Genomic DNA, 23,932 nt, shown 5'->3' on the forward strand with positions numbered 1-23,932 from the left:
GCATGACGACCCACTTCTACACCGCATCCAGCCTCGACGGGTTCATCGCGACCGAGGAGCACTCGCTGGACTGGCTGCTCACGCAGGACATCGATCAAGACGGCCCGATGGCGTACACGGGCTTCGAGCGGAACATCGGCGCACTGGCCATGGGAGCTTCGACGTACGAATGGGTGATGCGTCATGAAGAGGGGCGGTGGGGCTACACCCAGCCCACCTGGGTCTTCTCGCACCGTCAGCTCGACCTTCCGGTAGACGCAGACGTGCGGCTGACACAGGCCGACATCAGCACCGTGCACTCCGAGATGGTGGCGGCAGCCGGCGGGAAAGACCTTTGGGTCGTCGGTGGTGGAGACCTCGCCGGCCAGTTCGCAGATGCCGGGCTGCTTGACGAGGTGTGGGTGCAGTACGCACCGGTGACACTCGGCTCCGGCGCCCCACTGCTTCCACGAAGGCTCGACCTGGAGCTCATCGAGGTGGCGCGCAATCGGAACTTCCTCTGCGGCCGTTACCGGGTCACGCGGGTCTGAGCGCACCTCCGCGATATCTAGACTGATCTCATGGTCGCATTCACCAAGGGGCACGGCACGGGCAACGACTTCATCATCATCGCTGATCCCGATGGCGAGCTTGATCTGACGGTCGAGCAGGTTGCGGTGCTGTGCGATCGTCACTTCGGGATCGGTGCCGACGGCATTCTTCGTGTCGTCAGGTCTTCCGCGATCGCGGAGGGCGCGGCATCGCTCGAAGAAGAGCCGGGCGCCGAGTGGTTCATGGACTACCGCAATGCCGACGGATCCATCGCAGAGATGTGTGGCAACGGCATCCGGGTGTTCGCTCATTACCTCGTCCGTTCCGGCCTCGCGACCATCGACCCCGGATCGACGCTGCCGATCGGCACCAGGGCGGGCGTTCGTGATGTGACCCGGAGCGCCACGGGATATCAGGTCGATCTCGGCCGATGGAAGCTCCCGGGCGACGATCCGCTCGTACGTGTAGACGGCCTCTCCGTCACTCGTCCCGGAGTCGGCATCGACGTCGGAAACCCCCACGTCGTCGTCGCTCTCGCTTCGGAGGCCGAGCTCGCATCGCTCGAGTTGCACCGCGCGCCCGACTTGGAGCCCGCGTTGCCGGCGGGTGCGAACATCGAGTTCGTGGTTCCTGGAGAACCCCTGGTGCGCGATGGAGTCGGACACGTGAGCATGCGTGTCTATGAGCGGGGCGTCGGTGAGACCCTCAGCTGCGGCACGGGGGTCGCGGCGACCGCGCTCGCTGTTCGCTACTGGGCTGGCGAGAAGGCTCCGAACAACTGGCAGGTGGAGGTTCCGGGCGGGACCCTCGGCGTTCGCATGTTCCCCGCGGAAGATGGCGAGCATGTCGCTCTTTCCGGTCCGGCGCAGCTCGTCTTCCAGGGCGAGGTCGATCTCGCTTGAGCGAGTGACCCGCGAGCGACTCAGCCGAGGATGATCGGCTCGGTCGGCGGATTTCCGTGCTTGCGCACCTTGAGGATCCGGTACCCCTTGCCCGTAGCGGTGCGGAAGACGCTGTAACCGGGATGGAACGTCGACCCGATCCATCGCTGGAGCGAATCGGCGCCGAGGTTGCGCTGGACCACGAGCCAGGCGTCGCTGCGCTCATCGAGGCGAGGGATCCAGCGCTCCAGCAGTCCGTGGAGTTCGTTCTTGCCGACACGGATGGGCGGATTCGAGCGAATCGTGCGGAACGAGACGTGCTCGGGAACATCGTCGGGCAGTGATGCGTTGACGTTAGTGAGCCCGAGAGCTGCGGCGTTCCGACGCACGAGATCGAGGGCACGCTCGTTCACGTCGACGGCCCACACCGTCGCGTGGGGAGCAGCCAAGGCCATCGACAGGGTCACAGGACCCCAACCGCTGCCGAGGTCGAGAAGATCGCCACCCGGGGGAACCGGGGGCATGTTGGCGAGGAGCACTGCAGTGCCGGCATCCAGACGATCCGGGCTGAAGACTCCACCAGCGGTGGTGACTTCCAGCTCTCGACCTGCGAGCGATACGCGGATCTTACGCAGATTCTCGGGGCTTGCCGGGGCCGCAGTGAAGTAGTGATCTGACCCCATACGGTGAGCGTACCGGACAGCGCGGGCTAAGGTTAAGGCTCGCAACAAAACCCAGAGACAAGGAACGGATGACGGAGACCACAACCCCCTCCACCGACGACCACACGGTCGATCGTGTGCTCGCGAATGCAGAGAAGCGCTCGGACGTCCATGTCTTCGGCGCCGCCCAGGCGCTGCAGGATGATTCGACGGCATCGCATACGAGCATGGACGGCGCGCAGTGGGATCTCGAGGACCGGCACGCGCTTCGCCGCGTCGGGGGACTCTCGACAGAGCTCGAGGATGTCACCGAGGTCGAGTACCGTCAGTTGCGCCTGGAGAACGTCGTCCTCGTCGGCGTCTACCCCCAGGGTGCGCAGGAAGATGCGGAAAATTCTCTGCGGGAACTCGCGGCACTTGCCGAGACCGCCGGTGCCGTCGTGCTCGACGGCGTCTTGCAACGTCGTCCGCACCCTGATGCTGCGACCTATCTCGGCCGAGGCAAGGCTCAGGAGCTCAAGGACATCGTCGCCGCCGTCGGTGCCGACACCGTCATCGCCGATACGGAACTCGCGCCGAGCCAGCGTCGTGCACTCGAAGACGTCGTCAAGGTCAAGGTCATCGACCGCACCACGGTGATCCTCGACATCTTCAGCCAGCATGCCAAGAGCCGGGAGGGCAAAGCTCAGGTCGAGCTGGCTCAGCTCGAGTACCTGCTTCCTCGTCTTCGTGGCTGGGGCGACTCGATGAGCCGTCAGGCCGGTGGCCAGGTCGGTGCCGGTGGCGCGGGTATGGGTTCGCGCGGTCCGGGTGAGACGAAGATCGAGCTCGATCGTCGTCGCATCCGCACCAAGATGGCACTGTTGCGTCGGCAGATTCGTGACTTCGGCCCTGCCCGAGAGGCGAAGCGTGCCGAGCGCAAGCGCAACACGATCCCCTCGGTCGCGATCGCCGGTTACACGAACGCCGGCAAGTCCAGTCTGCTCAATGCGCTCACCAGCGCAGGGGTCCTGGTCGAGAACGCACTCTTCGCGACGTTGGATGCGACTGTTCGTCGCGCTGAGACGGAAGACGGCCGTGTCTACACGCTGACCGACACCGTCGGATTCGTCCGCAACCTCCCGCCCCAGCTCGTCGAGGCCTTCCGCTCGACGCTGGAGGAGGTGGGAGAAGCCGACGTCGTGCTCCACATCGTCGACGGCTCGCACCCGGATCCTGCCGGTCAGCTGCAGACCGTGCGCGACGTTCTGGGTGATGTCGGTGTTCGTGACCTGCCGGAGATCGTCGTCTTCAACAAAGCCGATCTGATCTCTGAAGACGAGAGGCTGGTGCTCCGCGGCCTTCAGCCCCATGCGCACTTCGTGTCTTCGAGGTCGGGCGAGGGCATCGCCGAGTTGCGGGCCGTCGTGGAAGCGGCGCTTCCGAAGCCTGCTGTCGAGGTCCACGCCGTGATTCCTTACGATCGCGGCGATCTGGTGGCGGCGATCCATGAGACCGGGATGCTTCTCTCGGTGGAGCACGGCGAGAACGGCACCGCCGTGCACGCTCGTGTCTCTGAGCGCCTCGCGGCCGAACTCGCCCCGTTCATCACCGGGGGCTGATCCCGCTCAGCGGGCGAGGAAGCGTGCCTCGACCGTTGCGGAGATGATGATCTCCTCCGGCTCGTACTCCATTGGCGGAGCCGTGTCGGCGGCGAATGCGACGCCACCGCGTGCCTTCAGCATCTGGGCTCCAGGTGCCGGCTGTCCGCTGGACATCAGGCCGACATCGGCGATCTCTGACGGCGTCACCTCGTCCAGGCCGAGGGCACCGGCGTATGCCTTGGCGCGGGTGACGGCGACGCTCACCGCCTCGGCCGCGACATCGCGTTCGACCTGGGCCCGCGTCACCGGAGTGAGGTGCCAGTCGACCCAGCCCACCTCGACCCCGTCCCAGGGGGAGATGTCGGATACCCAGATGGAGAGCTCTGAGGCCTCCGGGAACGTCGCCGTGAAGTCGATGCTCGCGTAGTAGACCGGTGCGAGGCGTTTGCCCTCGTTGTTCCAGGGTCGTTCCGCCCGGACGGAGAGCCGCTTGCTGGTCCAGTCGACGACAGTGCCGGCCTCGACCCGTTCCGTGATGCTGCTGCGGACGGGCTCGGCGAGGCGCATCACATGCTCGACCACCGTGGTGCGCTCGGGGCCTTCAGCGCGCACTCCGACGCGGATGGTGGCGCGTTCGGGCGCGATGCGCGCCTCATGCTCGCCGCGGACGGTGACGGTGACTTCGCTCATGGGGCGACTCTACGCCAGGGGACAGAACGTCAGCGGAATGGCGGAGCGGCCGCGAACGTTGTAGACTTTAGGGCTCGGGTGCTTGTCTCCCGAGTTGGCAATTCCACAGTGTGACAGCGGCTCCTTCGAGAGAAGGACCACGGGGCTGATCGGTTTCGACAGCGCCTGTGAATCCACGAGAAGCGGGCCGAGGATGCAGAGTTATCTCGTAAACGCTCTCTGCAAAAAAATAGTTGCCGAAACCAAGCGCAACGACTTCGCCCTCGCTGCATAAGCGAGCCCGATAGTCCGTCAGGCCGTATGTGATTCCGATACGGATCCTGGCGTTATTTAGGAATCTTGCTGCGTGATGGCGTCTGGACGTCACGTGGGACTCTTCCCAGGCTGGGCTTGTCGACTTAGGTGTCTGTGACAAAGGTCGGAGCCGAGTAGAACGTCTTCACAGACTGCGCCCGGAGAAGGCGTGGAGACTCAGCGTTGGACGGGGGTTCGATTCCCCCCAGCTCCACCAGGTCGCTGTCACAGGAATTGAGGCCCGCCTCCCCAGTGAGAACTGGGGAGGCGGGCCTTTTCACTACGGATAGCTCATCAGCCGGTGAACCTGTTCACACTTTGCTCACATCTGGTGCCGTGAACATGACGGATGACCGTACCGTGACCTCCCAACACGACGATCGCCCCGGCAACTGAACATAAAGACCCCCATCTGGCCTGGGCCGGGTGAGGGTCTTTGAACCTTTTCCTGCCTACGCCGTGGGCGCTCCGATATACCCGGCGAGGAATGCGAAAGTATCCCACGCAACGCCGGGTACTTTCGAAAGCTCGGGCAGCGGCAGGATGTCCGTCGCTCCAAGGCTGCGCAGAGTATCTACCTGCTGACGGAAAATGTTGTACTGCTCCACGCTGGAGAAGTCTGTCTTGCCGCCCTGCCGCAAGTGCACGATGGTTCCGTTGGGAACCTTTACGATCGCTTCCATGTTTCTCTCCTGTTGGGGTGTTTCCGGTGCGCTACCTGCAAGCGGTGCGTCGTTGATGTACGGGTCGGGGTCAAGCGCGACGCCATTGCGCTGGACTTCAATGTGCAGATGCGGTCCGGTGGATTTGCCCGAGCTGCCGACTCTTCCGATGAACTGCCCCCGAACCACAGGGCCGAGTCCAACACGCGTGCCTTCGATCATGTGCGCGTAGACCGTCCGGTATCCATCGGCGTGTTGAATATGGATGCTCTCTCCATAGGCGCCATCATTTCCGCTGATACCGCTAACGATGATGGTTCCATCGGCAACCGCGTGGATCGGCGTGCCGAGGCCCGGCGTGTAGTCAATCCCGGCGTGTTTCGGGTATGGCCCGACGAAGCCGCGTGAGCGTCCGGAGCGAAATGTGAACGGGTAACCCCATGTCATGGCCGCCGCTGCTGACTGCGGGCGAGCTAGAGCACCTACGCCGGCAGCAGCGACGGCAGCAGTGATCGCCGCTGCCGTCATGAAAGTCCTCCGGCGTACACCGGGCAGCGCTGACGGAGGTTCCGGTTCATTCGGGTGCATATAAAGACAGTAGCGTCCGCGCTGTCCTTCTCGCTGTCCCCCGTTTGGCCTACATACGCGCACGCTTAGAACTGATACGGGCGCGAGGCCAGCACTAGTGTTCAGACCGGGGCGGGCCGTCCGCTTGTGCCCGACTGAAATCGAAGACATTCCTGTTCCTGGATTGATGATCGACAAGCCGCATTCGCGCACGAGGAAAGCCTGCTCGTACAGAATCCATTTGCGCATCGCAGCGTGAGCAGTTCGATTTCCTCTCCTGCGCGACCGGGTCGCCGTCAAATCAGACGCCTGGATGTCGTCGTCGTGGACCTATATTGAAGTCTGTGGACACGACCCCCGCAGACGTCTCGACCGGTCTCACGAGAGCTCAGGTCTCCGAGCGTGTCGCTGCGGGGAAGACGAACGCCTTCGTCGCCGATACGAGTCGGAGCGCGTGGAGCATCGTGCGGGCGAACGTCTTCACGCTCTTCAACGGCATCGTCTTCGCCTGCTTCCTCGTGCTGTTCCTCGTCGGGCGCTGGCAGGATGCGCTCTTCGGGCTCGCGGCGTTCGCGAACGCGATCATCGGGTGCGTTCAGGAGTTCCGTGCGAAGTCCGCACTCGACCGTCTCGCTCTGATGAATGCACCGCGAGCACTGGTGCTGCGAGACGGAACCGAGGCGGAGATCGCGCCAGGCGAGGTCGTCCTCGATGACGTTCTCGTGCTTCGTGCCGGGGAACAGGTGCCTGCTGACGCCGACGTCATGACCGCGCGCGGTCTGCAGATCGATGAGTCGATGCTCACCGGGGAGTCCGACCCGGTGGAGAAGCAGCCGGGGGACGAAGCTCTCTCCGGCGCGGTCGTCGTCGCGGGGGAGGGCACCGCCCGAACGACCAGGGTGGGTGCCGACTCGTATGCGAACCACTTCGCCGGTGAGGCCAAGCGCTTCTCCCTCGTCTCCAGCGAGCTTCGCACCTCGGTCAATCGGGTCCTGAAGTGGGTGAGTTGGATCATCGGGCCCGTCGGCCTGTTGGTCCTGAACGCTCAGATCGTTGTCCTCGGCGGGTATGCCAACGTGTTCTCGAACGGTGCCTGGGTGCAGGCCGTCGTGAACACCATCGCCTCGCTGACGGCGATGATACCCCTCGGCCTCGTGCTCATGACGAGCATCGCTTTTGCCGTCGGTGCATCGAGGCTGGCGCGCAGACAAGTGCTGGTCAATGAGCTACCCGCAGTCGAAGGACTCGCGAGGGTCGACGTCGTCTGCCTCGACAAGACCGGCACCCTCACGGTCGGCGAGATCGGATTCGACCAAGCCCACGGTCTCACCGGGCTCACTCCCGAACGGGAGGATGCCGTGGCGGCGGCGCTTGCTTGGTATGCCGCATCTCCGGACGCGAATGCGACGGCACGGTCGATGCGAACGGCGTATCCGGTCGCTGCGCCGCTCGTCGTGGCGGGGTACATCCCCTTCTCGTCAGCGCGCAAATGGAGCGCGGTCTCGTTCGCGGAGAGCACCGGAACCTGGGTGATGGGAGCGCCGGAGATGGTGTTCGGCGACGCCGCGACATCGACCGAGACGGAACTCGGCCGCACGGTCACCGAACACGCCGAGACCGGCCGCCGCACGCTGGTGATCGGATACTCGGACTCCACACTGTCCGAAGACGACGTCGATTCCGAGCGCCTCCCCGATGGCCTCGCCGCGATCCTGGTCCTCACCTTCCGCGAACAGGTGCGCCCGGACGCGGCGCAGACGCTCGCGTACTTCGCGCGCCAGCAGGTCGGAATCCGCATCATCTCGGGAGACAACCCGCGAACGGTGGCCGCGATCGCTCGTGAGGTCGGTCTCGACGTCTCCGAAGGCTTCGATGCGCGACGACTTCCGCAGGACGATGCCGAACTCGCAGACGTGCTCGACCAGCATGCGGTGTTCGGGCGGGTCACGCCAGAGCAGAAGAAGCGCATGGTCACCGCGCTGCAGAGTCACGGGCACACCGTCGCGATGACGGGCGACGGAGTGAACGACGCGCTGGCGATCAAGGCTGCAGACATCGGGATCGCGATGAACTCCGGCTCACCCGCCACCAAGGCTGTCGCGCGTCTGGTCCTGCTCGACGGCCAATTCTCCCACCTGCCGGATGTCGTCGCGGAAGGCCGTCAGGTCATCGCGAACATCGAGCGGGTGTCGATGCTGTTCCTGAACAAGACGGTCTACGCGACTCTGCTCGCGATCATCTTCGGGGTCTTCGTGCTCGAGTTCCCGTTCCTGCCTCGCCAACTGTCCATCACCGACGGCCTCACGATCGGCATCCCGGCGTTCTTCCTCGCGCTCATGCCGAACGCGGCACGGTATGTGCCGGGGTTCCTCCGGCGGTCGTTGAGCTTCGCGATTCCGTCTGGGATCGTCGTCGCGCTCGGTCTGACCTGGTACACGTTCGTCGCACGAGGGTTCGGGGTCCACGAAGAACAGCTGCGCACCGGCGCCACCGTGATCCTCGCGGTCGTCGGCATCTGGGTGCTGGCTGTGCTCGCCCGCCCCCTCAACCGCTTCAAGGTGCTGGTCGTCGGTGCGATGTTCATTCTGCTCATCGCCGTCTTCACGATCCCGCTGGCCCGGCAGTTCTTCGTCTTGGTGGACCCGGGCGAAGACCTTGCGATCGCGCTCACCGGGATCACGATCGTGATGGTCGCCGCCATCGAGGTGGTGCGGCTGCTGCACCGTCGTCTCGTCCTCTCGGCGCCGTCGGACAGCGCGATGAGTGGGGCGCCAGCGGCGACTGCGCCCTCCCCGTCTGATTCCCCCGTCGTGGCCTCGATCATCACCACGGTGGTGGCGGTGCTCGCCTACGCCTTCGGAGTGCTCGCGACGGGCTTCGGCATCCTGGTCTTCCTCGGACGGTACGACGCGGATGTGGCGACCTCGGTGTTCTCGGTCGCGGGTGCGGCGATCGCCCTGTTCGGGCTGCTGGTACTCGCCGTCGCCGCCGGCGTGCGCCGTGGCAGCGGACTCTCGCGGCTCATGCTCACGATCTTCCTCGGGATCGCCATCGCGCTCAGCGCCGTCGTACTCATCTTCGGCGACCGCTGGGACTGGGGAGCGGCCATCACCGCTGCGATCGCCACCGCCATCATCGTGCTGCTGTGGACTCCGCCGGTCGCGCGTGGTTTCGGCCGGATCCTCGAGAGTTCGATGGGCGCGGCGGGACCGTGAGGGTTCGCTTCTCCTCACCGTACCGCCCTGAGTTCCGAAGGCGGGCGTCAGCGTACTGATCGACGTCGGGTGCGTGGGCCGATGCCCTCGTCTTGCGCGGGCGTACGCGGCGGCGGTGCCCCCGAACAGTTTCTCTGAACGCTTTGATGAATCCGGTGGTGGTGGCGTGCCCCGAAAGGGGTGATCGATCCTCGGCGGTCAGGCCGGCCATTCGATCAGAATCAGTCCCTGGCGGGTGTCGGCGAGCCGCACCCAGCCGTCGCCGAAGAGGTACGTCATCCCGTAGCCGTCTTCATCGGTGCCCATCGCGTAACGCGGGTCCTCGGTGTAATAGATTCCGTCCGGACCGTCCTCGCGCTTCCAGCCTTCCTCGAGAAGACCTGCCTGCGCGGCTGCGGCGTCTGCCTCGTCCACCGCTGCCCAGCCGTAGAGCTGACCGTGGTCGGACCCGACCGTGTAGTCCGCCCAGAAGCAGAGCAGGCCATCGGTGAACTCGACCCCGCCGACCACGAACTCCTTCGTCTCGGCCGTCCAGCCGGCATCTGCCAGCGCTGCCACCGTGCCGTCCGAGATCATCGACTCGCAAGTGACTTCCGCGGCCGGTGATTCCGGAGCGGGCGAGCCGACGGGCGCTGTGCTCGCGGTGGGTGTGGGAGGGGCAGGCTCCGCGGTCGGCGAGGACCGAGGCTCCGAAGGCCCAGCGCATGCGGTGAGGGCCGCGAGCAGCAGCAAGACGCCCGCAGTGGCAGACATTATGCGGGGAGTCATCGCGGCCCTCGTCCTTCGGATCAGTCTTGCAGCAGCGTCAGGAAGTCTTCGTGCAGGGTGCCGTTGGTAGCGAGTGTCGAGCGCGCGGAGATCGTCTCCGCGCCGTCGACAGCCGTCATCCGTCCTCCGGCCTCGCGCACGATCGGGACGGCGGCCGCGATGTCGTACTCCTTGACTCCGAACTCGGCGACCATGTCGATGCGACCTTCTGCAAGGAGCATGTACGCGTAGACGTCGCCGTAGGCGCGGTCGCGCCAGACGCGCGCGGCCATCTTCAACAGGGTGTTCAGGCGGCCTGCATCCGACCACTGCGCGATGCTCTGGAAACTCACGCTGGCATCGTCGAGAGACGAGACCGAGGAGGTCTGGAGCTGACGCGGCTCGCCTTCGGTGGCGGTCCAGGCGCCTTCTCCGGCCGATGCCCACCAGCGTCGTCCGAGTGCAGGCATGCTGACGACGCCCACCTGTGGCACGCCGTCGATCGCGAGGGCGATCATCGTTCCCCACAACGGCACCCCGCGAAGGAAGTTGGCCGTCCCGTCGATCGGGTCGATGATCCACTGACGGTGCGTGCCGCCCTGAGCGCCGAACTCCTCGCCGAAGATCCCGTCTTCGGGACGCTCGGTCTCCAAGATGCTGCGGATCGCGCGTTCGGTTGCGAGATCGGCGTCGGTGACGTGCGAGTTGTCGGCCTTGGTCGAGATCTCGAGGTCGTCGGCATCGAACCGGGGGAGCGACTGGGCATCTGCAGCGTCGGCGAGGCGCAGCGCGAGTTCGAGGTCGCTGCGGAGGCTATCGGGGGAGGTGGTCACGGTCTAAGAATACTGGCCGGATCGGCGGGGCCCGAGTGTCGAAAGGCCACATTTCGGCGCCCTCGCGGGGGCGGCACGCCCGGGGTCCGAGCTCGATTTCACATGGACCCGGTCGACTGGTAATGTAATTCCTCGGTCGGGGTTATCCCGGGCCACGCACCTCTAGCTCAATCGGCAGAGCAACTGACTCTTAATCAGTGGGTTCTCGGTTCAAGTCCGAGGGGGTGCACGGAACAGCCCTGTAGACACTCTCGCCAGTGTCGACAGGGCTTTTCTGCGCCTTGGGGGAGCGCGGTGGACGTGCCGGCGCCAGATTCTGCCACGGCGAACCGCTCCTTCTGAGCGTTGGAGCGCCCCCGGAACCACCCAGTGCTTTTCCCTGTTCTGACTGAATCCCCATGTATCACGTAATGGAATCCCCCTGAGTACGTCTCTCATATGGGGACATCCGCGTCACCTCGATCGGATGCGTCGCTGAGCGACGCATGACCGACGGGGTGGGGCTTCATCAAGAAACTGGGGAACACCTTGTACAGAAGCATCGGGCGCGCCCGCGCGCGCCGCAAGACGACAACAACGATCATCGCTGCCGCTGTGGCAGCTCTCACCGCCGGGATCACGCTCGCCGGCGCGGGGGCCGCTTCGGCAGCCGAGTACGACTATCCGGCAGCCATCGACCCTTCGTCGATCACCGTGACGACAGTCGGTGGCGGCGGCACGGTGTCGCAGTGGGACCACGTGCGAGTCGACGCTGACTGGGCGGTTCCGGATGGCGCGGTGGGCGGTCAGACCTTCGGGTTCACGCTCCCGAAGGAGTTCGCCGGCGCCGGTACGACGTTCTCGGTTCCGTCGGCGGAAGACCCGAGCAAGTCGATCGCCGAGTGCACCGTGAGCAGCGACGCTGCACCCGTGGTGACGTGCACGCTCACCGACTACGTGAACGGCCGCACCGGAGTCACCGGCTCGCTCTGGTTCGTCGCGAGCGCCGACGAGCAGACCACGGAGACCACGGTGGGATTCACGGTCGATGGCAAGATCACCCCGGTCGAGGTGCCCGGTGGCGGTATCGGTCCGTCCGCCCCGCTGCCGACGGAACCGCAGAAGTGGTCGTGGCAGACGGCCGACGGACGGATCGCCTGGCAGCTGGTGCTGCCCGGCGCGAGCTTCGACGGCGCGGAATCGATGATCATCGACGACACTCTGACGGGCGCGGGCGACGGGGTCGCCGAGCACCACAACGAAGACCGGCAGCTCGTCGTCTGGAGCACCGACAAACAGGACAAGGACCCGCAGACGATCACGAACTGGACCGGCTCCTGGAACGCGGAGGGAACGTCGTTCCACCTCGAGATCCCGGGCCCGATCGATCCGGCGCGGACATATCTCGTCAAGTACTTCACGGTGCCCAGCGCCCAGGTCGACGGAGCCACCTACGGCAATGTCGCGGACGTCAACGGGGTCAAGCTCCAGGAGAAGGCCGTCTGGACCGTCACGGGCGGTGGAACCGGTGACGGCGATGCCTCGGGTGCCTTCACGGTGACCAAGGCCGTCGCAGGTTCGGGTGCGTCTGCCGTGCCGACGGACGCGGTGTACACGGTGCGTTACAGCTATGGCGACCCGGCGGTCGAGCGAACCGTCGCCGTCACGGCCGGAGCCACGTCGCCCCTCATCCAGCTTCCCGCTGGAACCGTCGTCACGCTGGGGGAGCTGACCCCGCCAGCCGTCGATGGCATCGAATGGGGCACGCCCGTGTTCTCCGGCACCGGCGTGCGCGCTCTTGCCGATGGCGGTGCGCAGCTCACGGTCGGCGAGGGGGCGACGTTGGCGGTCACCTTGACCAACACCGCTGCATCGAAGCCTCCGGTGATCCCGCCGACCACGCCCCCGACGCCGCCCGCCGCCGTCACGCCGCCGACCGAGCTGCCCCTGACCGGTGGCTCGTCGCTCGCGACCACGGGCGCGGACATGCCTGCCGGAATTCTCTGGGCCGGTGGCGCCGCCGTGGTGCTCGGCCTCGCGCTCACCGTCCTCGGCGCCGTGCGCGCGCGTTCACGCCTGACCCAGGACTGATCGATCGGACACGGCCGGTGCCGGGAAGCTTCGTGCTCCCCGGCGCCGGCTTCGTCGTCTCGCCGTCCAAGGATGCCGGAGTGCTGTCGGGACCGAGAGACTCAGACGACGGCGATGACCGCTCCGTCGGTGACACGACAGAGTTGATCGAACGTCAACGGCATGACGGTGTGCGGGTGACCTGCGGCTGCCCAGAGCTCCTCGTGGTCCTGCAATGCTTCGTCGATGAACGTCCGGATCGGAGCGGGGTGTCCGACGGGAGCGACGCCGCCGATGGCCTGGCCGGTGGCGGAGCGCACTACCGATGCGGGCGCCATCACCACCTCTGCAGCGCCGATGTGCAGTCTCAGAGCCTCGAGGTCGGCCCTGTGTCCGCCGCTGGTCATCACGAGTACGGGCTCACCGTCGGCCAGGAAGATCAGGCTGTTCGCGATCGCCGCTACGTCACACCCGATTGCGGATGCCGCCTCCTGGGCGGTGCGGGCCGAGTCGGGAAGCACCCGGATCTCCGTCTCGACACCGGCATGCGTCAAGTGTCGATGCACCAGCCTGCTGCGTTCAGGGAGATGAGAGGGTTCTTTCATCGCCCCACGATATCCAAGGGCCGGATGCAGCAGCGTCGGATCGGGCGCCGATGCCCGGTCCGACGCTGCAGTCTTGCTCAGGCGGCGTCGCCCACGAGGATCGCGGCAGCATCCTCCACGGCGGCGTCCGCCGGCTGGTCGTCGATGTGGGCGAGCACCCGGCGACCCAGGAACACGGTGAGCGCGGCGAGCAAGACGGACGCGGCGGCGAACAGGTAGGGCACCGTCGCGTTGAACGCGTGCCACAGGAGCGCTGCGATCGGAGGCGCCATCGCACCACCGAGGAACCGGACGGCCGAGTAGGCCGACGATGCGACCGAACGGGGCAGGTCGGTCGCCTCCATGACGGCCTCGGTCAGCACGGTGTTCATCACACCGAGCAAGAGCCCACCCGCGACGATGCAGGCGACCAGGGCTGCGGCGTTACCCACGAGGAAACCCGCGGCGACGAGATCGAGTGCGAGCAGCGGCAGGACGATGAGGATGATGCGGGTTCGCGGCATCCGGCGCATGAGGACCGGTGCCACCCAGACGCTCGTGACAGCGAGGGCGACGCCCCAGCCGAAGAACGTGAACCCGATGCCCATCGCCCCGAACCCGAGAGGGAACGGCGAGAACGCCAGCAGCACGAAGAAGCCGATGTTGTAGAAGAGCGCCGCGATCGCGAGAACCGCCAGTGCCGGACGCCGCAGAGCGGTGAACGGGGCCGAGAACGGCACCGGCACGCGCTTCTCGCCGGGACCGCGCAGCAGTACGAGCACGGCGACGAACGCGATGGCCATCAGCACGACGACGCCGAAGAACGGTCCGCGCCAGCTCTGTTCGCCGAGAAGGCCGCCCAGGAGGGGACCCACGGCGATACCGAGACCCAGAGCCGCTTCGTAGAGGATGATCGCCGCACTGCTGCCGCCGGAGGCGGCGCCGACGATCGTCGCGAGGGCTGTGGAGATGAACAGGGCGTTCCCGAGGCCCCAGCCGGCACGGAACCCGATGACGGCGTCGACGCTGCCGCTCAGCGCGCACAGGAGTGCGAAGACGACGATGAGTGCGAGTCCGATGAGCAGCGTGGCCTTCGCCCCGATGCGACTGGAGATCCAACTGGTCACGAGCATCGCCAGCCCGGTCACGAGGAGGTAGCTGGTGAACAGCAGCTCGGTCTCTACCGGCGATGCCTGGAGCGATTCGGCGATCGCAGGAAGGATCGGGTCGACGAGTCCGATGCCCATGAAGGCGACGACGCACGCGAATGCGACCGCCCATACTTGCGCCGGCTGCTTCCACACCGAGGGGGTGGTGCTGGTGTTCACCGAGATTCTCCTTTTCGTTCAGTGGCGGTGTGCGCGGCGAGGATCTCGGCGGCGCGGGTGAGAGCGGACCATTCTTCGTCGTTGAGAGCGGCGAATCGCGGCGCGAGCGTCTCACGGAACTCCGCGCGCCAGGACGTGAGCGCTGCGGTGCCGTGTGGGGTGATGTCCACGACGGTGGCTCGTGAATCGTCGGGATCGGGGGAGCGGAGGACAAGTCCGTCGCGCTCCAACCCACCCAGGAGACGGGTCATGCCCGGCTGCGTGGTGCGCGCGGCCGCTGCGAGCTCTCCCACCCGTCGAGAGCCCGCCTGTTCCAGGAGGCTGAGCACGCGCCACTGTGCGGCGGGTGCGTCGTTGCCGGCATCCTGGGCTGCGATGCGTCCCAGCGCGTACCCGGAGAGCACCAGGGAGGGGATCACGTCCGAACGATTCATACCAGCAAGTATATACCCATTGGTATGTATTGCCGTTCTATCGTCGGGTGCTCGCGATCCGTGCGGAAAGCTGGTGCGCGTGTGCGAGGAGCGTGCGGCCGAGTTCCGCCATCCGATCCGGGCCGAAGCGGAACTCGACCCCGGTCAGGCTCAGAGCCCACTCCGGGCGCCCCGAGCGATCGAAGACCGCGGCGCCGATGCCCCAGCTGCCTTCCACGATCAGGCCCGGGTTCACCGCGTATCCTCGCTCCTTGGTCTCGGCGAGGCGCGTGAGCAGTGCCCGACGGCCGTGCGGACGACCCCACCCGGTCTCGAGCTCGGGGTGTCGCTCCAAGTACGCGTCCACATCGTGGTCGGGAAGGAATGCGAGGATCGCGAGCCCGGCGCTGGCGACGCCGAGGGGGAAACGCACGCCCTCGCTCAAGACGAAGGAGCGGATGGGGAACGCTCCTTCCTCGCGCAGGAGGCACACCGTCTCATCCGCGCGCCGCACCGAGAAGAACGCGCTCTCCTCGGTCTTGACGGCCAGTGACCGCACGATGTCTCGAGCGAGTGCGGTCACGTCGTATCGCGCCGCGGCCACCGAACCCATGAGGTAGAGCTCCGGTCCCGGCATCCAGCGAGCGCTCTCGTCGTCGCGATCGATGAGTCCTTCGAGCTTGAGGGCGCTCAGCAGACGGTGGGCGGTCGATCGCGTCAGGTCGGCTTCGCGGGCGAGGTCGTGCAGCGCGGCGCCGTCGGTCCCCGCAGCGGTGACCAGGCGCAAGAGGCGCGCCGCGCGCGCGATCGCCTGCGCTCCGGGGACGGCGGGTCCAAGCGGTTCCATAATGTGGACGCTACCTCCGCGATCGGCCACATCGCAAGACCTGACTACCGGACGCGGGGGTCGTGGGCGGATGCTGGAGGGAGCACGTGATCGAAGGAGCCGACGTGATCGACAAGCAATGGGAATCAGCGCGCGCCGCGGTCGCCGACATCGAGGACGGATCGTCGCTCGCGGTCGGCGGGTTCGGGTTGTCGGGAAACCCGATCGCTCTGATCGAAGCCCTGCTCGCACAGGGCACGAAGGATCTGAGCGTGGTGAGCAACAACTGCGGCGTCGACGACTGGGGTCTCGGGGTGCTTCTCGCCGCGCAGCGCATCCGCAAGATGACGTCGTCGTACGTGGGGGAGAACAAGGAGTTCGAACGCCAGTTCCTGAGTGGCGAACTCGAGCTCGAGCTCACCCCGCAGGGAACCCTGGCCGAGAAGCTGCGGGCCGGCGGCTCGGGGATCGCCGCGTTCTTCACGCAGACGGGTGTGGGCACCCAGGTCGCGGAAGGCGGACTACCCCGCAGGTACAACCCGGACGGCACGATCGCGGTCGCCTCGCCGATCAAGGACGTGCGCACCTTCGATGTGAACGGTGAGCCCAGGGAGTTCGTACTGGAGGAGGCGATCGCCACCGACTTCTCGCTCGTCCATGCCGCCCGCGGTGACCGCCACGGCAACCTCGTCTTCAACAAAGCGGCCCGCAACTTCAATCCGCTGGCCGCCATGGCCGGCCGCATCTGCATCGCCCAGGTCGAGCAACTCGTCGAACCGGGGGAACTCGACCCGGACAGCGTCCACCTCCCCGGAGTCTTCGTGCACCGCATCGTCGAGGTCGGCACCGACGCCCCGAAGCGCATCGAGCGGCGCACCGTCGCTGCGGAAGGAGCCTGAGATGGCACTCACCCGAGACCAGATGGCGGCTCGTGCAGCTGCGGAGCTCGCGGACGGCGCGTACGTCAACCTCGGCATCGGCCTGCCGACTCTCGTTCCGAACCACGTGGCGAGCGACATCACGGTCGTCCTGCAATCGGAGAACGGAATCCTCGGCGTCGGTCCCTATCCCCGCGAGGATGCCGTCGACCCGGACCTCATCAATGCGGGCAAGGAGACGGTCACCACGCTCCCAGGAGCTGCGTTCTTCGACTCGGCGACGAGCTTCGGGATGATCCGTGGCGGCAAGATCGATGCTGCGATCCTCGGTGCCATGCAGGTCTCCGCGACGGGCGACCTCGCGAACTGGATGATCCCCGGCAAGATGGTCAAGGGCCCAGGCGGTGCCATGGACCTCGTGCACGGCGCCGGCCGGGTGATCGTGCTCATGGAGCACGTGGCGAAGGACGGATCGGCGAAGATCGTCGACGAGTGCTCGCTGCCCCTGACCGGGCGCGGCGTGGTCGACCGGATCATCACCGATCTGGCGGTGATCGACATCACCCCCGATGGGCTCGTGCTCGTCGAGACCGCACCGGGGGTCACCGTCGAGGAGATCATCGCCGCCACCCGACCGCCCCTCATCGTCTCCGATGCCCTGCTCACCGAAAGGACCCATGACCATGACTGAGAACGACGTCGTCATCGTCGCCGCTGCCCGCACCCCGCAAGGGCGCCTCAAAGGACAGCTGGCCTCCTTCACCGCGCCTCAACTCGGATCCTTCGCGATCCGTGGCGCGCTGGAACAGGCATCGATCGACCCGGCGGACGTCGATGCCGTCATCGTCGGTCAGGTGCTCGCCGCGGGATCTGGGCAGAATGCGGCACGCCAGGCGGCGATCGGCGCAGGCATCGGCTGGGACGTCCCCGCGCACTCGGTGAACAAAGTGTGCCTCTCAGGCCTGACAGCGATCATCGACGCCGCACGGATGATCCGCACCGGCGATGCAGATGTCGTGGTCGCCGCGGGGATGGAGTCGATGACACGGGCACCGCACCTGCTTATGGGATCGCGCGACGGCTGGACCTACGGGAGTGTCGAAGTGCTCGACCACATGGCGTACGACGGGCTCACCGATGCCTACGACCGGGAGAGCATGGGGGCGTCCACCGAGCGGCACAATGCTCGCTTTGAGCTGACCAGAGGGGCGCAGGACCAGGTCGCCGCACTGTCGCACCAGCGTGCGGCAGCTGCGCAGGAGGCCGGAGTGTTCGACGGAGAGATCATCGCCGTCGATGTTCCGCAGCGTCGTGGCGAGCCGGTGCGCGTGACCAAAGACGAGGGAGTGCGCCCCGACACCACGGTCGATACGCTCGCGGGTCTTCGTGCCGCCTTCGTGGAGGGCGGTTCGATCACAGCCGGGAACTCCTCGCCGATCTCCGACGGGGCATCCGCAGTGGTCGTCACCACGCGGCGCACTGCTGAGGCCAAGGGCTGGCCTGTGCTCGTCACGGTCGGCGCGAGCGGCCAGACGGCCGGACCCGACAACTCCCTGCAGGCGCAGCCGGCTCGGGCGATCGAGCGCGCATGCGAGAAGCAGGGCATCACCCCGTCGGACCTCGACCTGGTCGAGATCAACGAGGCCTTCGGGGCTGTCGTGGCACGTTCTCAGGTCGAGCTCGGTCTGGATGAGAGCATCGTGAACATCCATGGCGGAGGCATCGCGATCGGCCACCCGATCGGCGCGTCCGGCAACAGACTGGTCGTGCACGTCGCGCACGAGCTCGTTCGCCGAGGTGGCGGGACGGCAGCCGTCGGACTGTGTGGCGGAGGCGGTCAGGGCGAGGCGCTCATCCTCACCCGGTGAGTCGCGCCGGGTTCAGGAGCGCTGGTCCTTCGCGTGGTCCTGTGTGTCGGCGAGGGCCTTCTGAGAGCGGAACTGGAGCCGCTGAGCCTTCTTCGCCTTCTTGACCGACTGGGGGGAATCCGCATCGACCAGCACGCCGCGGCGCTCGCGGTTCATGTCGATGACGGCGCCGACGGCCAGGGCCATGGTGATGCCCCAGCTCGCCCAGGACAACACGGCGCGCCAGGTGATGGGCTGCTCGCGGGTGCCGCGCAGCAGGGAGACCCCCGCCGTGATCGCCGCGATGAGTCCGGTGCTGAAGAGGTAGCGCATTCCCTAACGCTACCTTCCCGCACCCCAGGTCGTACCGAGCCTTGACAAGCCCTCCATGATCCTGGCAGGGGAGTAGGTCGTGAACGACAGGCGGAGCGTGCGCTCGTCGGGCCGGCCGGAGAAGAACGATGTGCCGGGAACGTATGCGACGTCGCGCGTGAGGGCCCGCGTGAGCGAGGAGGCGGCGTCCATCCCCTCCGGCAGTCGTGCCCAGATGAACATTCCGCCGTCAGGTCGATTCCACGCGCTCCCCTCGGGAAGGGCGCTGGAGAGGGCGTCGAGCATCGCGTCGCGACGTGCGGCGTATGCCTCGCGGATGCGTGCGAGCGCCGGCTCGCCTCGGTCTGAGGCGAGGTAGTGGGCGGCCGCCGCCTGATCGATCGTGGAGGTGTGCAGGTCGGCGGCCTGCTTGGCGATCGTGACCGAGGAACGGATGTCGACGGTGGTGCGGATCCAGCCGATGCGGAGGCCGGGCGCGATCACCTTCGAGAAGCTGCCGAGGCTGATGACATGCTCGGGCGCGAACTCGGACAGCGATGGCAGGGCGTCACCGGAGTATCGCAGCTGACGGTAGGGCTCATCCTCGATGATGCGGAACCCACGACGCTGGGCGATCGTGGCGATCGCTCGGCGCGCTTCGAGTCCGTGGGTGCGCCCCGTCGGGTTCTGGAACGTCGGTACGGTGTAGAAGAATTTCGGGGCATGCTCGGCCGCGAGCTGTTCCAGCGCCTCGAGGTCGAGGCCGTCACCGATGTAGGGCACACCGACCACACGGGCACCGGCGAGGGCGAAAGTCTGCAGAGCGGCCAGATAGCAGGGTTCCTCGACCAGGATCGTGTCGCCGGGATCGATCAGCGTCGTCGCGAGGAGCCCGAGGCCCTGTTGCGATCCTGTCGTCACGATCAGATCGGACGGCTCCGTGGGAAGCCCATCAGCGCAATAGCGCCTCGCGATCTCGTCTCGCAGCATCGGGTCCCCCTCCGAGGTCGAGTACTGGAGCACGCCGGGGGAGCCGAGCGCCGCGTCGAACGCCATGCGAATCCCCTCGAGGTCGAACAGCTCAGGCGCCGGAAGGCCGCCGGCGAAGGAGATGACCTCGGGGCGCTCGGTCAGTGCGAGAAGGTCGCGGACCGGCGAGGTCTTGGCGCTTCCCGCGCGCCGGGACCGCGGGGGAAGGGCGAGGGACGGGGCAGCGGCCTGCGGGGCGGTGGGCAACGGGTCCTCCTCGGGAGCGCATCGTGCAGTGGGTGCCGCCCAGACTAGACCCGTCGCTGGCCGCTCGTTTCCCTGCCAGTGGTCGGGTGCGCGCGCTATCATGGCGGTGTCGCGGCTCGCCGCGGCCGCACAACCGTGTATCTACCGGCCGTCGGCTTTCCGACGGACAGCGGCGGCACCCGACATCGCGTCTTCGACGCGCGAGAGCCATGACACCCGCAACGACATCGCAGCAACCCGCCCAGCGGAGCCTTCTCCAGCTCGCAGGCCTTCCCTACTTCCTCATCGCCTTCATCGCTCGGCTTCCGTTCGCGATGATGGTCGTCGGGGTCCTCACAGTGGTCGTCTCGGCCAGAGGTTCCCTGTCGCTCGGCGGACTCACCTCGGCGGCCGTCGGACTGGGCACCGCGTGTTTCGGACCGCTGCTGGGGGCAGCAGCAGACCGCTTCGGTCAGCGAGGCGTGCTCATCGTGCTCGCGCTCGCGAACGGTGCGATGCTCCTGCTCTTCACCTTCGTGGTCTACGGGACAGCTGCCGACGGCTTCGTACTGCTCGCCGCGGTCGGCATCGGCGCGACCGCCCCACAGGTCGCCCCGCTCTCGCGCTCGCGTCTGGTCACCATCATCAGCGAGCGGATGCCGACGGAGCGGCGGGACAAGACCGTCTCGGGCACGATGGCGTATGAGTCCGCGGCCGACGAGACCGTGTTCGTCTTCGGTCCCTTCCTGGTCGGCATCCTGGCATCCGTGCTCGCCCCGTGGGCGCCTCTGGTGGGTGCCGCGGTGCTGACGGTCGTCTTCGTCGGCGCGTTCGCGCTGCACCCCAGCGGGCGTCATGTGTCCCAGGACCGTGATGCCGACGGCAAGGCTCCTTCTGCCGTGTCGGAACTGTTCCGTCCGCAGCTGCTGATCGTGGTCCTCGGCATCCTGGGCGTCGGGATCTTCTTCGGCACGATGCTCACCGCGCTGACCTCGTTCATGGCAGACCGTGGCGCTCCCGAACAGGCAGGCCTGCTCTACGGCGTGATGGGCGTCGGTTCTGCCATCCTCGCGCTCGGCGTCGCCTGGCTTCCCCCGGCATTCTCCATGCGTGCGCGTTGGCTCGTGTTCTCCGGCATCCTGCTGGCAGGGACGCTCCTGCTCGGCTTCGTCGACTCGCCCGGCACGATGATGGTCGCGCTGGCGATCATGGGCATCGGCATCGGCCCCACTCTGGTGACGCAGTACAGCTTCGGCGCGGCGCGCAGTCCGCGCGGACGCTCGGCGACCGTGATGACGATGCTGGGCTCCGGCGTCGTGGTCGGGCAGTCGATCGGCGCCGCCGTCGCCGGTGAGATCGCCGAGAACATCGGAACGCCCGCTGCGCTTCTGCTGCCGATGGTCGCAGCGTTCATCGCCTTCGCGGCGGGTGTCGCGAACTGGGTGCTCAGCGGCGACGGTCGGCGGCGTTCGCCGGTCGCCGCCTGACGGCCGGGGCGGAATCTCACCATCCTGGGTAGGTTGGATACAACCGCTGGTGTGAGGAGTCCCACTTGACAGCTGCAGATTTCGTCGTCGTCGCCAACCGGCTGCCCGTCGACCGGGTGGAAGGGCCTGACGGCGAGGAGATCTGGCGGACATCGCCAGGTGGACTGGTCGCTGCCCTCGAACCGATGATGCGCAATGTCAACGGTGCGTGGGTCGGCTGGGCAGGACAAGCCGACGTCGAGCTCGAGCCGTTCGAGGCTGGCGGGATCCGGCTGATCCCCGTTGCTCTCAGCGCCGAGGAGGTCGCGGAGTACTACGAGGGCTTCGCCAATGACACGATCTGGCCCCTGTACCACGATGTCATCGCCCCGCCGCAGTACCACCGAGAGTGGTGGGATGCGTATGTGACGGTGAACCGCCGCTTCGCAGAGGCCGCGGCTGCCACCGCAGCGCCCGAAGGCACGGTCTGGGTGCATGACTACCAGTTGCAGCTCGTCCCGCAGATGGTGCGGGAGCTGCGCCCGGACGTCACGATCGGGTATTTCCACCACATCCCGTTCCCCGCCCACGGCCTGTACGCGCAGCTGCCCTGGCGTGATCAGGTGCTGCGCGGACTGCTCGGTGCCGACGTCATCGGCTTCCAGCGTGCGCAGGACGCCACGTACTTCCTCACCGCCGTGCGGCGGCGACTGCGCTACGAGGTCAAGGGCGCTCACGTCTCCGTCCCCGATGGCGATGGAGTGCGCACGGCGATGGCGCGGGCGTTCCCGATCTCCATCGACACCACGCCGTATCTCGAGCTCGCCGCGAGGGAAGACGTCCGCGCGCGCGCAGCCGAGATCCGTGCGAGCCTCGGCAACCCCAAGCGCATCCTGCTCGGGGTCGACCGGCTCGACTACACCAAGGGCATTCGCCACCGGATCAAGGCCTACGGCGAACTGCTCGCGGAAGGGCGTCTGAAGGTCGAAGACGTCACCCTGGTCCAGGTCGCAAGTCCCAGCAGGGAGCGCGTCGACGCCTACGTGCACCTGCGGGACGAAATCGAGCTCGCCGTCAGCCGCATCAACGGCGACACCGACACGATGGGCCACTCCGCGATCCGCTATCTGCACCAGGGGTTCCCGCGCGAGGAGATGGTCGCGCTGTACCTGGCTGCCGACGTGATGCTCGTGACCGCCTTGCGCGACGGCATGAACCTCGTCGCCAAGGAATACGTCGCGACCCGCGTCGACGATCGCGGTGTACTGGTCCTCAGCGAGTTCACCGGAGCTGCCGACGAACTGCGGCAAGCGGTGCGGGTCAACCCGCACGACATCGAGGGCCTCAAGGACGCGATCATGACGGCGGTCGAGATGACGCCGACCGAGCAGGGGCGCCGAATGAGATCACTTCGGCGACGCGTGCTGGACAACGACGTCGATGCCTGGTCATCGTCTTTCCTGGCCGCCCTCTCCGAGGTCCGTGGCCGCTGAGCGCTCGCGCGGCCGCGATACTGAGAACCACCCCCTGCGATAGGAGAAATCTGTGACGCGCCCTTGGACCCCCGGAACAGTCGACGACGACCTGACCACGCTCGCCGCCACGCCGCGGTTGGTGGTGGCCCTCGACTTCGATGGGACCGCCTCACCCCTGGTCGCCGATCCGATGGCGGCGAGGGCACTTCCGGAAGTCGCCACCCAGGTCGAGCGCCTGGCGGCATTGCCCGACACGGTCGTCGCCTACGTCTCCGGACGCAGCATGCACGACCTGAGGGTGATCACCGAGCACACCGACGACTCGGCGATCGCACTCGCCGGCTCACACGGCGCTCAGTACTGGTTCCCCGGAGAAGGCGACGCCGACGCCCCGGGCGAGGCCACCGAGGAAGGCGCTCGCGAGGAGCTCTGGGCAGCTGCGAAGCCGATCATCGAGCGCTTCGAGGGTGCCGAGTTCGAGCCCAAGACGTTCGGGATGGGCGTGCACACCCGACGCGCCGACCGAGAGACCGAGGAGCGCGTCTTCGCGGAGATCGACGCACTCGTCGCCGAGCGCTTCCCGCACTGGCGGCGGCGTGCGGGGCATCGGGTGCTGGAATTCTCCTCGCGTACCGAGGGCAAGGACGCGGCGATGTCGGCGCTCAGAGAGCGATTCGACGCCACCGGCATCCTGTTCGCCGGCGACGACGTGACGGATGAGGATGCGATGCGGGTGCTGCAGCCCGGCGACCTCGGCGTGCGTGTCGGTCCGGGCGAGAGCGTGGCGACCCTGCGTGTGGACACTCCACAAGAGATCGCCGCGCTTCTGGAGGCGCTGGCGGACGAACGTACCTCTGCGCGGCAATAGACTTCC

At 66.8% G+C, this 23,932-nt stretch carries 22 protein-coding genes, 1 tRNA gene and 1 other RNA gene; 13 read left to right on the forward strand and 11 right to left on the reverse strand.

The features are described from left to right. The first annotated feature begins 2 nt into the window (after positions 1 to 2). Both CQ040_RS00715 and dapF read left to right on the forward strand, forming a co-directional pair. Complete coding sequence (locus tag CQ040_RS00715) at positions 3 to 530, forward strand: dihydrofolate reductase family protein (RefSeq protein ID WP_105525537.1); 528 nt, start codon at positions 3 to 5, stop codon at positions 528 to 530. A 30-nt stretch (positions 531 to 560) separates the two neighbouring features. After that, positions 561 to 1,433, forward strand: a complete 873-nt coding sequence (gene dapF, locus CQ040_RS00720) for a diaminopimelate epimerase (protein WP_105525536.1) — start codon at positions 561 to 563, stop codon at positions 1,431 to 1,433. A 20-nt stretch (positions 1,434 to 1,453) separates the two neighbouring features. Here the strand turns inward: dapF and CQ040_RS00725 are convergent, their stop codons facing one another. Then, positions 1,454 to 2,095 carry a class I SAM-dependent methyltransferase gene (locus tag CQ040_RS00725; protein WP_105525535.1) on the reverse strand — a complete coding sequence of 214 codons (642 nt, stop codon included), beginning with the start codon at positions 2,093 to 2,095 and terminating at the stop codon, positions 1,454 to 1,456. A gap of 68 nt (positions 2,096 to 2,163) precedes the next feature. Here CQ040_RS00725 and hflX point away from each other — a divergent pair, with 68 nt between their 5' ends. Next, a complete protein-coding gene (gene hflX / locus CQ040_RS00730; RefSeq protein WP_105525534.1) occupies positions 2,164 to 3,675 on the forward strand; it encodes a GTPase HflX in 1,512 nt (503 codons plus the stop codon). Between the two features lie 6 nt (positions 3,676 to 3,681). On the opposite strand, the gene CQ040_RS00735 is transcribed toward hflX, so the two are convergent. Next, positions 3,682 to 4,347 (reverse strand): SIMPL domain-containing protein, encoded by a 666-nt coding sequence (locus tag CQ040_RS00735; RefSeq protein ID WP_105525533.1) that lies wholly within the window; start codon positions 4,345 to 4,347, stop codon positions 3,682 to 3,684. Between the two features lie 141 nt (positions 4,348 to 4,488). Here CQ040_RS00735 and ssrA point away from each other — a divergent pair. After that, positions 4,489 to 4,858, forward strand: a transfer-messenger RNA (tmRNA) gene (gene ssrA, locus CQ040_RS00740). A gap of 235 nt (positions 4,859 to 5,093) precedes the next feature. Here the strand turns inward: ssrA and CQ040_RS00745 are convergent. Next, on the reverse strand, positions 5,094 to 5,831 hold the full coding sequence (locus tag CQ040_RS00745; protein WP_181156693.1) for a M23 family metallopeptidase: 738 nt from the start codon (positions 5,829 to 5,831) through the stop codon (positions 5,094 to 5,096). A gap of 383 nt (positions 5,832 to 6,214) precedes the next feature. On the opposite strand from CQ040_RS00745, the gene CQ040_RS00750 reads away from it, so the two are divergent. Beyond that, on the forward strand, positions 6,215 to 9,085 hold the full coding sequence (locus CQ040_RS00750) for an HAD-IC family P-type ATPase (protein WP_105525531.1): 2,871 nt from the start codon (positions 6,215 to 6,217) through the stop codon (positions 9,083 to 9,085). 198 nt (positions 9,086 to 9,283) lie between these two features. Here CQ040_RS00750 and CQ040_RS20945 read toward each other — a convergent pair whose 3' ends face one another. Both CQ040_RS20945 and CQ040_RS00760 read right to left on the reverse strand, forming a co-directional pair. Continuing rightward, positions 9,284 to 9,643: a hypothetical protein gene (locus tag CQ040_RS20945; RefSeq protein WP_258131205.1), complete on the reverse strand. Its 360-nt coding sequence runs from the start codon at positions 9,641 to 9,643 to the stop codon at positions 9,284 to 9,286. Between the two features lie 230 nt (positions 9,644 to 9,873). Next, positions 9,874 to 10,665, reverse strand: a complete 792-nt coding sequence (locus tag CQ040_RS00760) for an inositol monophosphatase family protein (RefSeq protein ID WP_105525529.1) — start codon at positions 10,663 to 10,665, stop codon at positions 9,874 to 9,876. 156 nt (positions 10,666 to 10,821) lie between these two features. On the opposite strand from CQ040_RS00760, the gene CQ040_RS00765 reads away from it, so the two are divergent. Together CQ040_RS00765 and CQ040_RS00770 are read left to right on the forward strand one after the other, a co-directional pair. Continuing rightward, positions 10,822 to 10,894 (forward strand) — tRNA-Lys (locus tag CQ040_RS00765). A 299-nt stretch (positions 10,895 to 11,193) separates the two neighbouring features. Beyond that, on the forward strand, positions 11,194 to 12,735 hold the full coding sequence (locus CQ040_RS00770) for an Ig-like domain-containing protein (protein WP_146113840.1): 1,542 nt from the start codon (positions 11,194 to 11,196) through the stop codon (positions 12,733 to 12,735). 101 nt (positions 12,736 to 12,836) lie between these two features. Here the strand turns inward: CQ040_RS00770 and CQ040_RS00775 are convergent, their stop codons facing one another. The 4 genes from CQ040_RS00775 to CQ040_RS00790 form a co-directional block, all read right to left on the reverse strand. Continuing rightward, entirely contained in the window at positions 12,837 to 13,319 is a 483-nt protein-coding gene (locus tag CQ040_RS00775) for a YbaK/EbsC family protein (protein ID WP_105525527.1), read from the reverse strand. 77 nt (positions 13,320 to 13,396) lie between these two features. After that, positions 13,397 to 14,626: an MFS transporter gene (locus CQ040_RS00780; protein WP_105525526.1), complete on the reverse strand. Its 1,230-nt coding sequence runs from the start codon at positions 14,624 to 14,626 to the stop codon at positions 13,397 to 13,399. Beyond that, positions 14,623 to 15,060, reverse strand: coding sequence for a MarR family winged helix-turn-helix transcriptional regulator (locus CQ040_RS00785; RefSeq protein WP_105525525.1), 438 nt, complete (start codon positions 15,058 to 15,060; stop codon positions 14,623 to 14,625). Before CQ040_RS00785 ends, CQ040_RS00780 begins: the two co-directional genes overlap by 4 nt. Before the next feature lie 37 nt (positions 15,061 to 15,097). Continuing rightward, positions 15,098 to 15,886: an IclR family transcriptional regulator gene (locus CQ040_RS00790; protein ID WP_105525524.1), complete on the reverse strand. Its 789-nt coding sequence runs from the start codon at positions 15,884 to 15,886 to the stop codon at positions 15,098 to 15,100. Between the two features lie 104 nt (positions 15,887 to 15,990). Here CQ040_RS00790 and CQ040_RS00795 point away from each other — a divergent pair, with 104 nt between their 5' ends. The 3 genes from CQ040_RS00795 to CQ040_RS00805 are packed head-to-tail and all read left to right on the forward strand — an operon-like array spanning position 15,991 to position 18,611. Then, positions 15,991 to 16,764, forward strand: a complete 774-nt coding sequence (locus CQ040_RS00795; RefSeq protein WP_105525678.1) for a CoA transferase subunit A — start codon at positions 15,991 to 15,993, stop codon at positions 16,762 to 16,764. Position 16,765: 1 nt separating this feature from the next. After that, entirely contained in the window at positions 16,766 to 17,434 is a 669-nt protein-coding gene (locus CQ040_RS00800) for a 3-oxoacid CoA-transferase subunit B (RefSeq protein WP_181156692.1), read from the forward strand. After that, on the forward strand, positions 17,427 to 18,611 hold the full coding sequence (locus CQ040_RS00805) for an acetyl-CoA C-acetyltransferase (protein ID WP_105525676.1): 1,185 nt from the start codon (positions 17,427 to 17,429) through the stop codon (positions 18,609 to 18,611). Before CQ040_RS00800 ends, CQ040_RS00805 begins: the two co-directional genes overlap by 8 nt. 12 nt (positions 18,612 to 18,623) lie before the next feature. Here the strand turns inward: CQ040_RS00805 and CQ040_RS00810 are convergent, their stop codons facing one another. Then, positions 18,624 to 18,923: a hypothetical protein gene (locus tag CQ040_RS00810; RefSeq protein WP_105525523.1), complete on the reverse strand. Its 300-nt coding sequence runs from the start codon at positions 18,921 to 18,923 to the stop codon at positions 18,624 to 18,626. 9 nt (positions 18,924 to 18,932) lie between these two features. After that, complete coding sequence (locus CQ040_RS00815; protein ID WP_258131204.1) at positions 18,933 to 20,138, reverse strand: PLP-dependent aminotransferase family protein; 1,206 nt, start codon at positions 20,136 to 20,138, stop codon at positions 18,933 to 18,935. A 209-nt stretch (positions 20,139 to 20,347) separates the two neighbouring features. On the opposite strand from CQ040_RS00815, the gene CQ040_RS00820 reads away from it, so the two are divergent. The 3 genes from CQ040_RS00820 to otsB all read left to right on the forward strand — a co-directional run bounded on the left by CQ040_RS00820 (position 20,348) and on the right by otsB (position 23,926). Further along, complete coding sequence (locus tag CQ040_RS00820) at positions 20,348 to 21,604, forward strand: MFS transporter (RefSeq protein ID WP_105525521.1); 1,257 nt, start codon at positions 20,348 to 20,350, stop codon at positions 21,602 to 21,604. Between the two features lie 65 nt (positions 21,605 to 21,669). Beyond that, the gene (locus tag CQ040_RS00825; RefSeq protein WP_105525520.1) at positions 21,670 to 23,076 is read left to right on the forward strand and encodes a trehalose-6-phosphate synthase; all 1,407 of its coding nucleotides are present in this window, start codon (positions 21,670 to 21,672) and stop codon (positions 23,074 to 23,076) included. Between the two features lie 52 nt (positions 23,077 to 23,128). Next, on the forward strand, positions 23,129 to 23,926 hold the full coding sequence (gene otsB, locus CQ040_RS00830; protein ID WP_105525519.1) for a trehalose-phosphatase: 798 nt from the start codon (positions 23,129 to 23,131) through the stop codon (positions 23,924 to 23,926). The last annotated feature ends 6 nt before the right edge of the window (positions 23,927 to 23,932 follow it).

Origin of the sequence: Microbacterium sp. MYb54 (genome assembly GCF_002979515.1) — a bacterium.
Classification (GTDB): domain Bacteria; phylum Actinomycetota; class Actinomycetes; order Actinomycetales; family Microbacteriaceae; genus Microbacterium.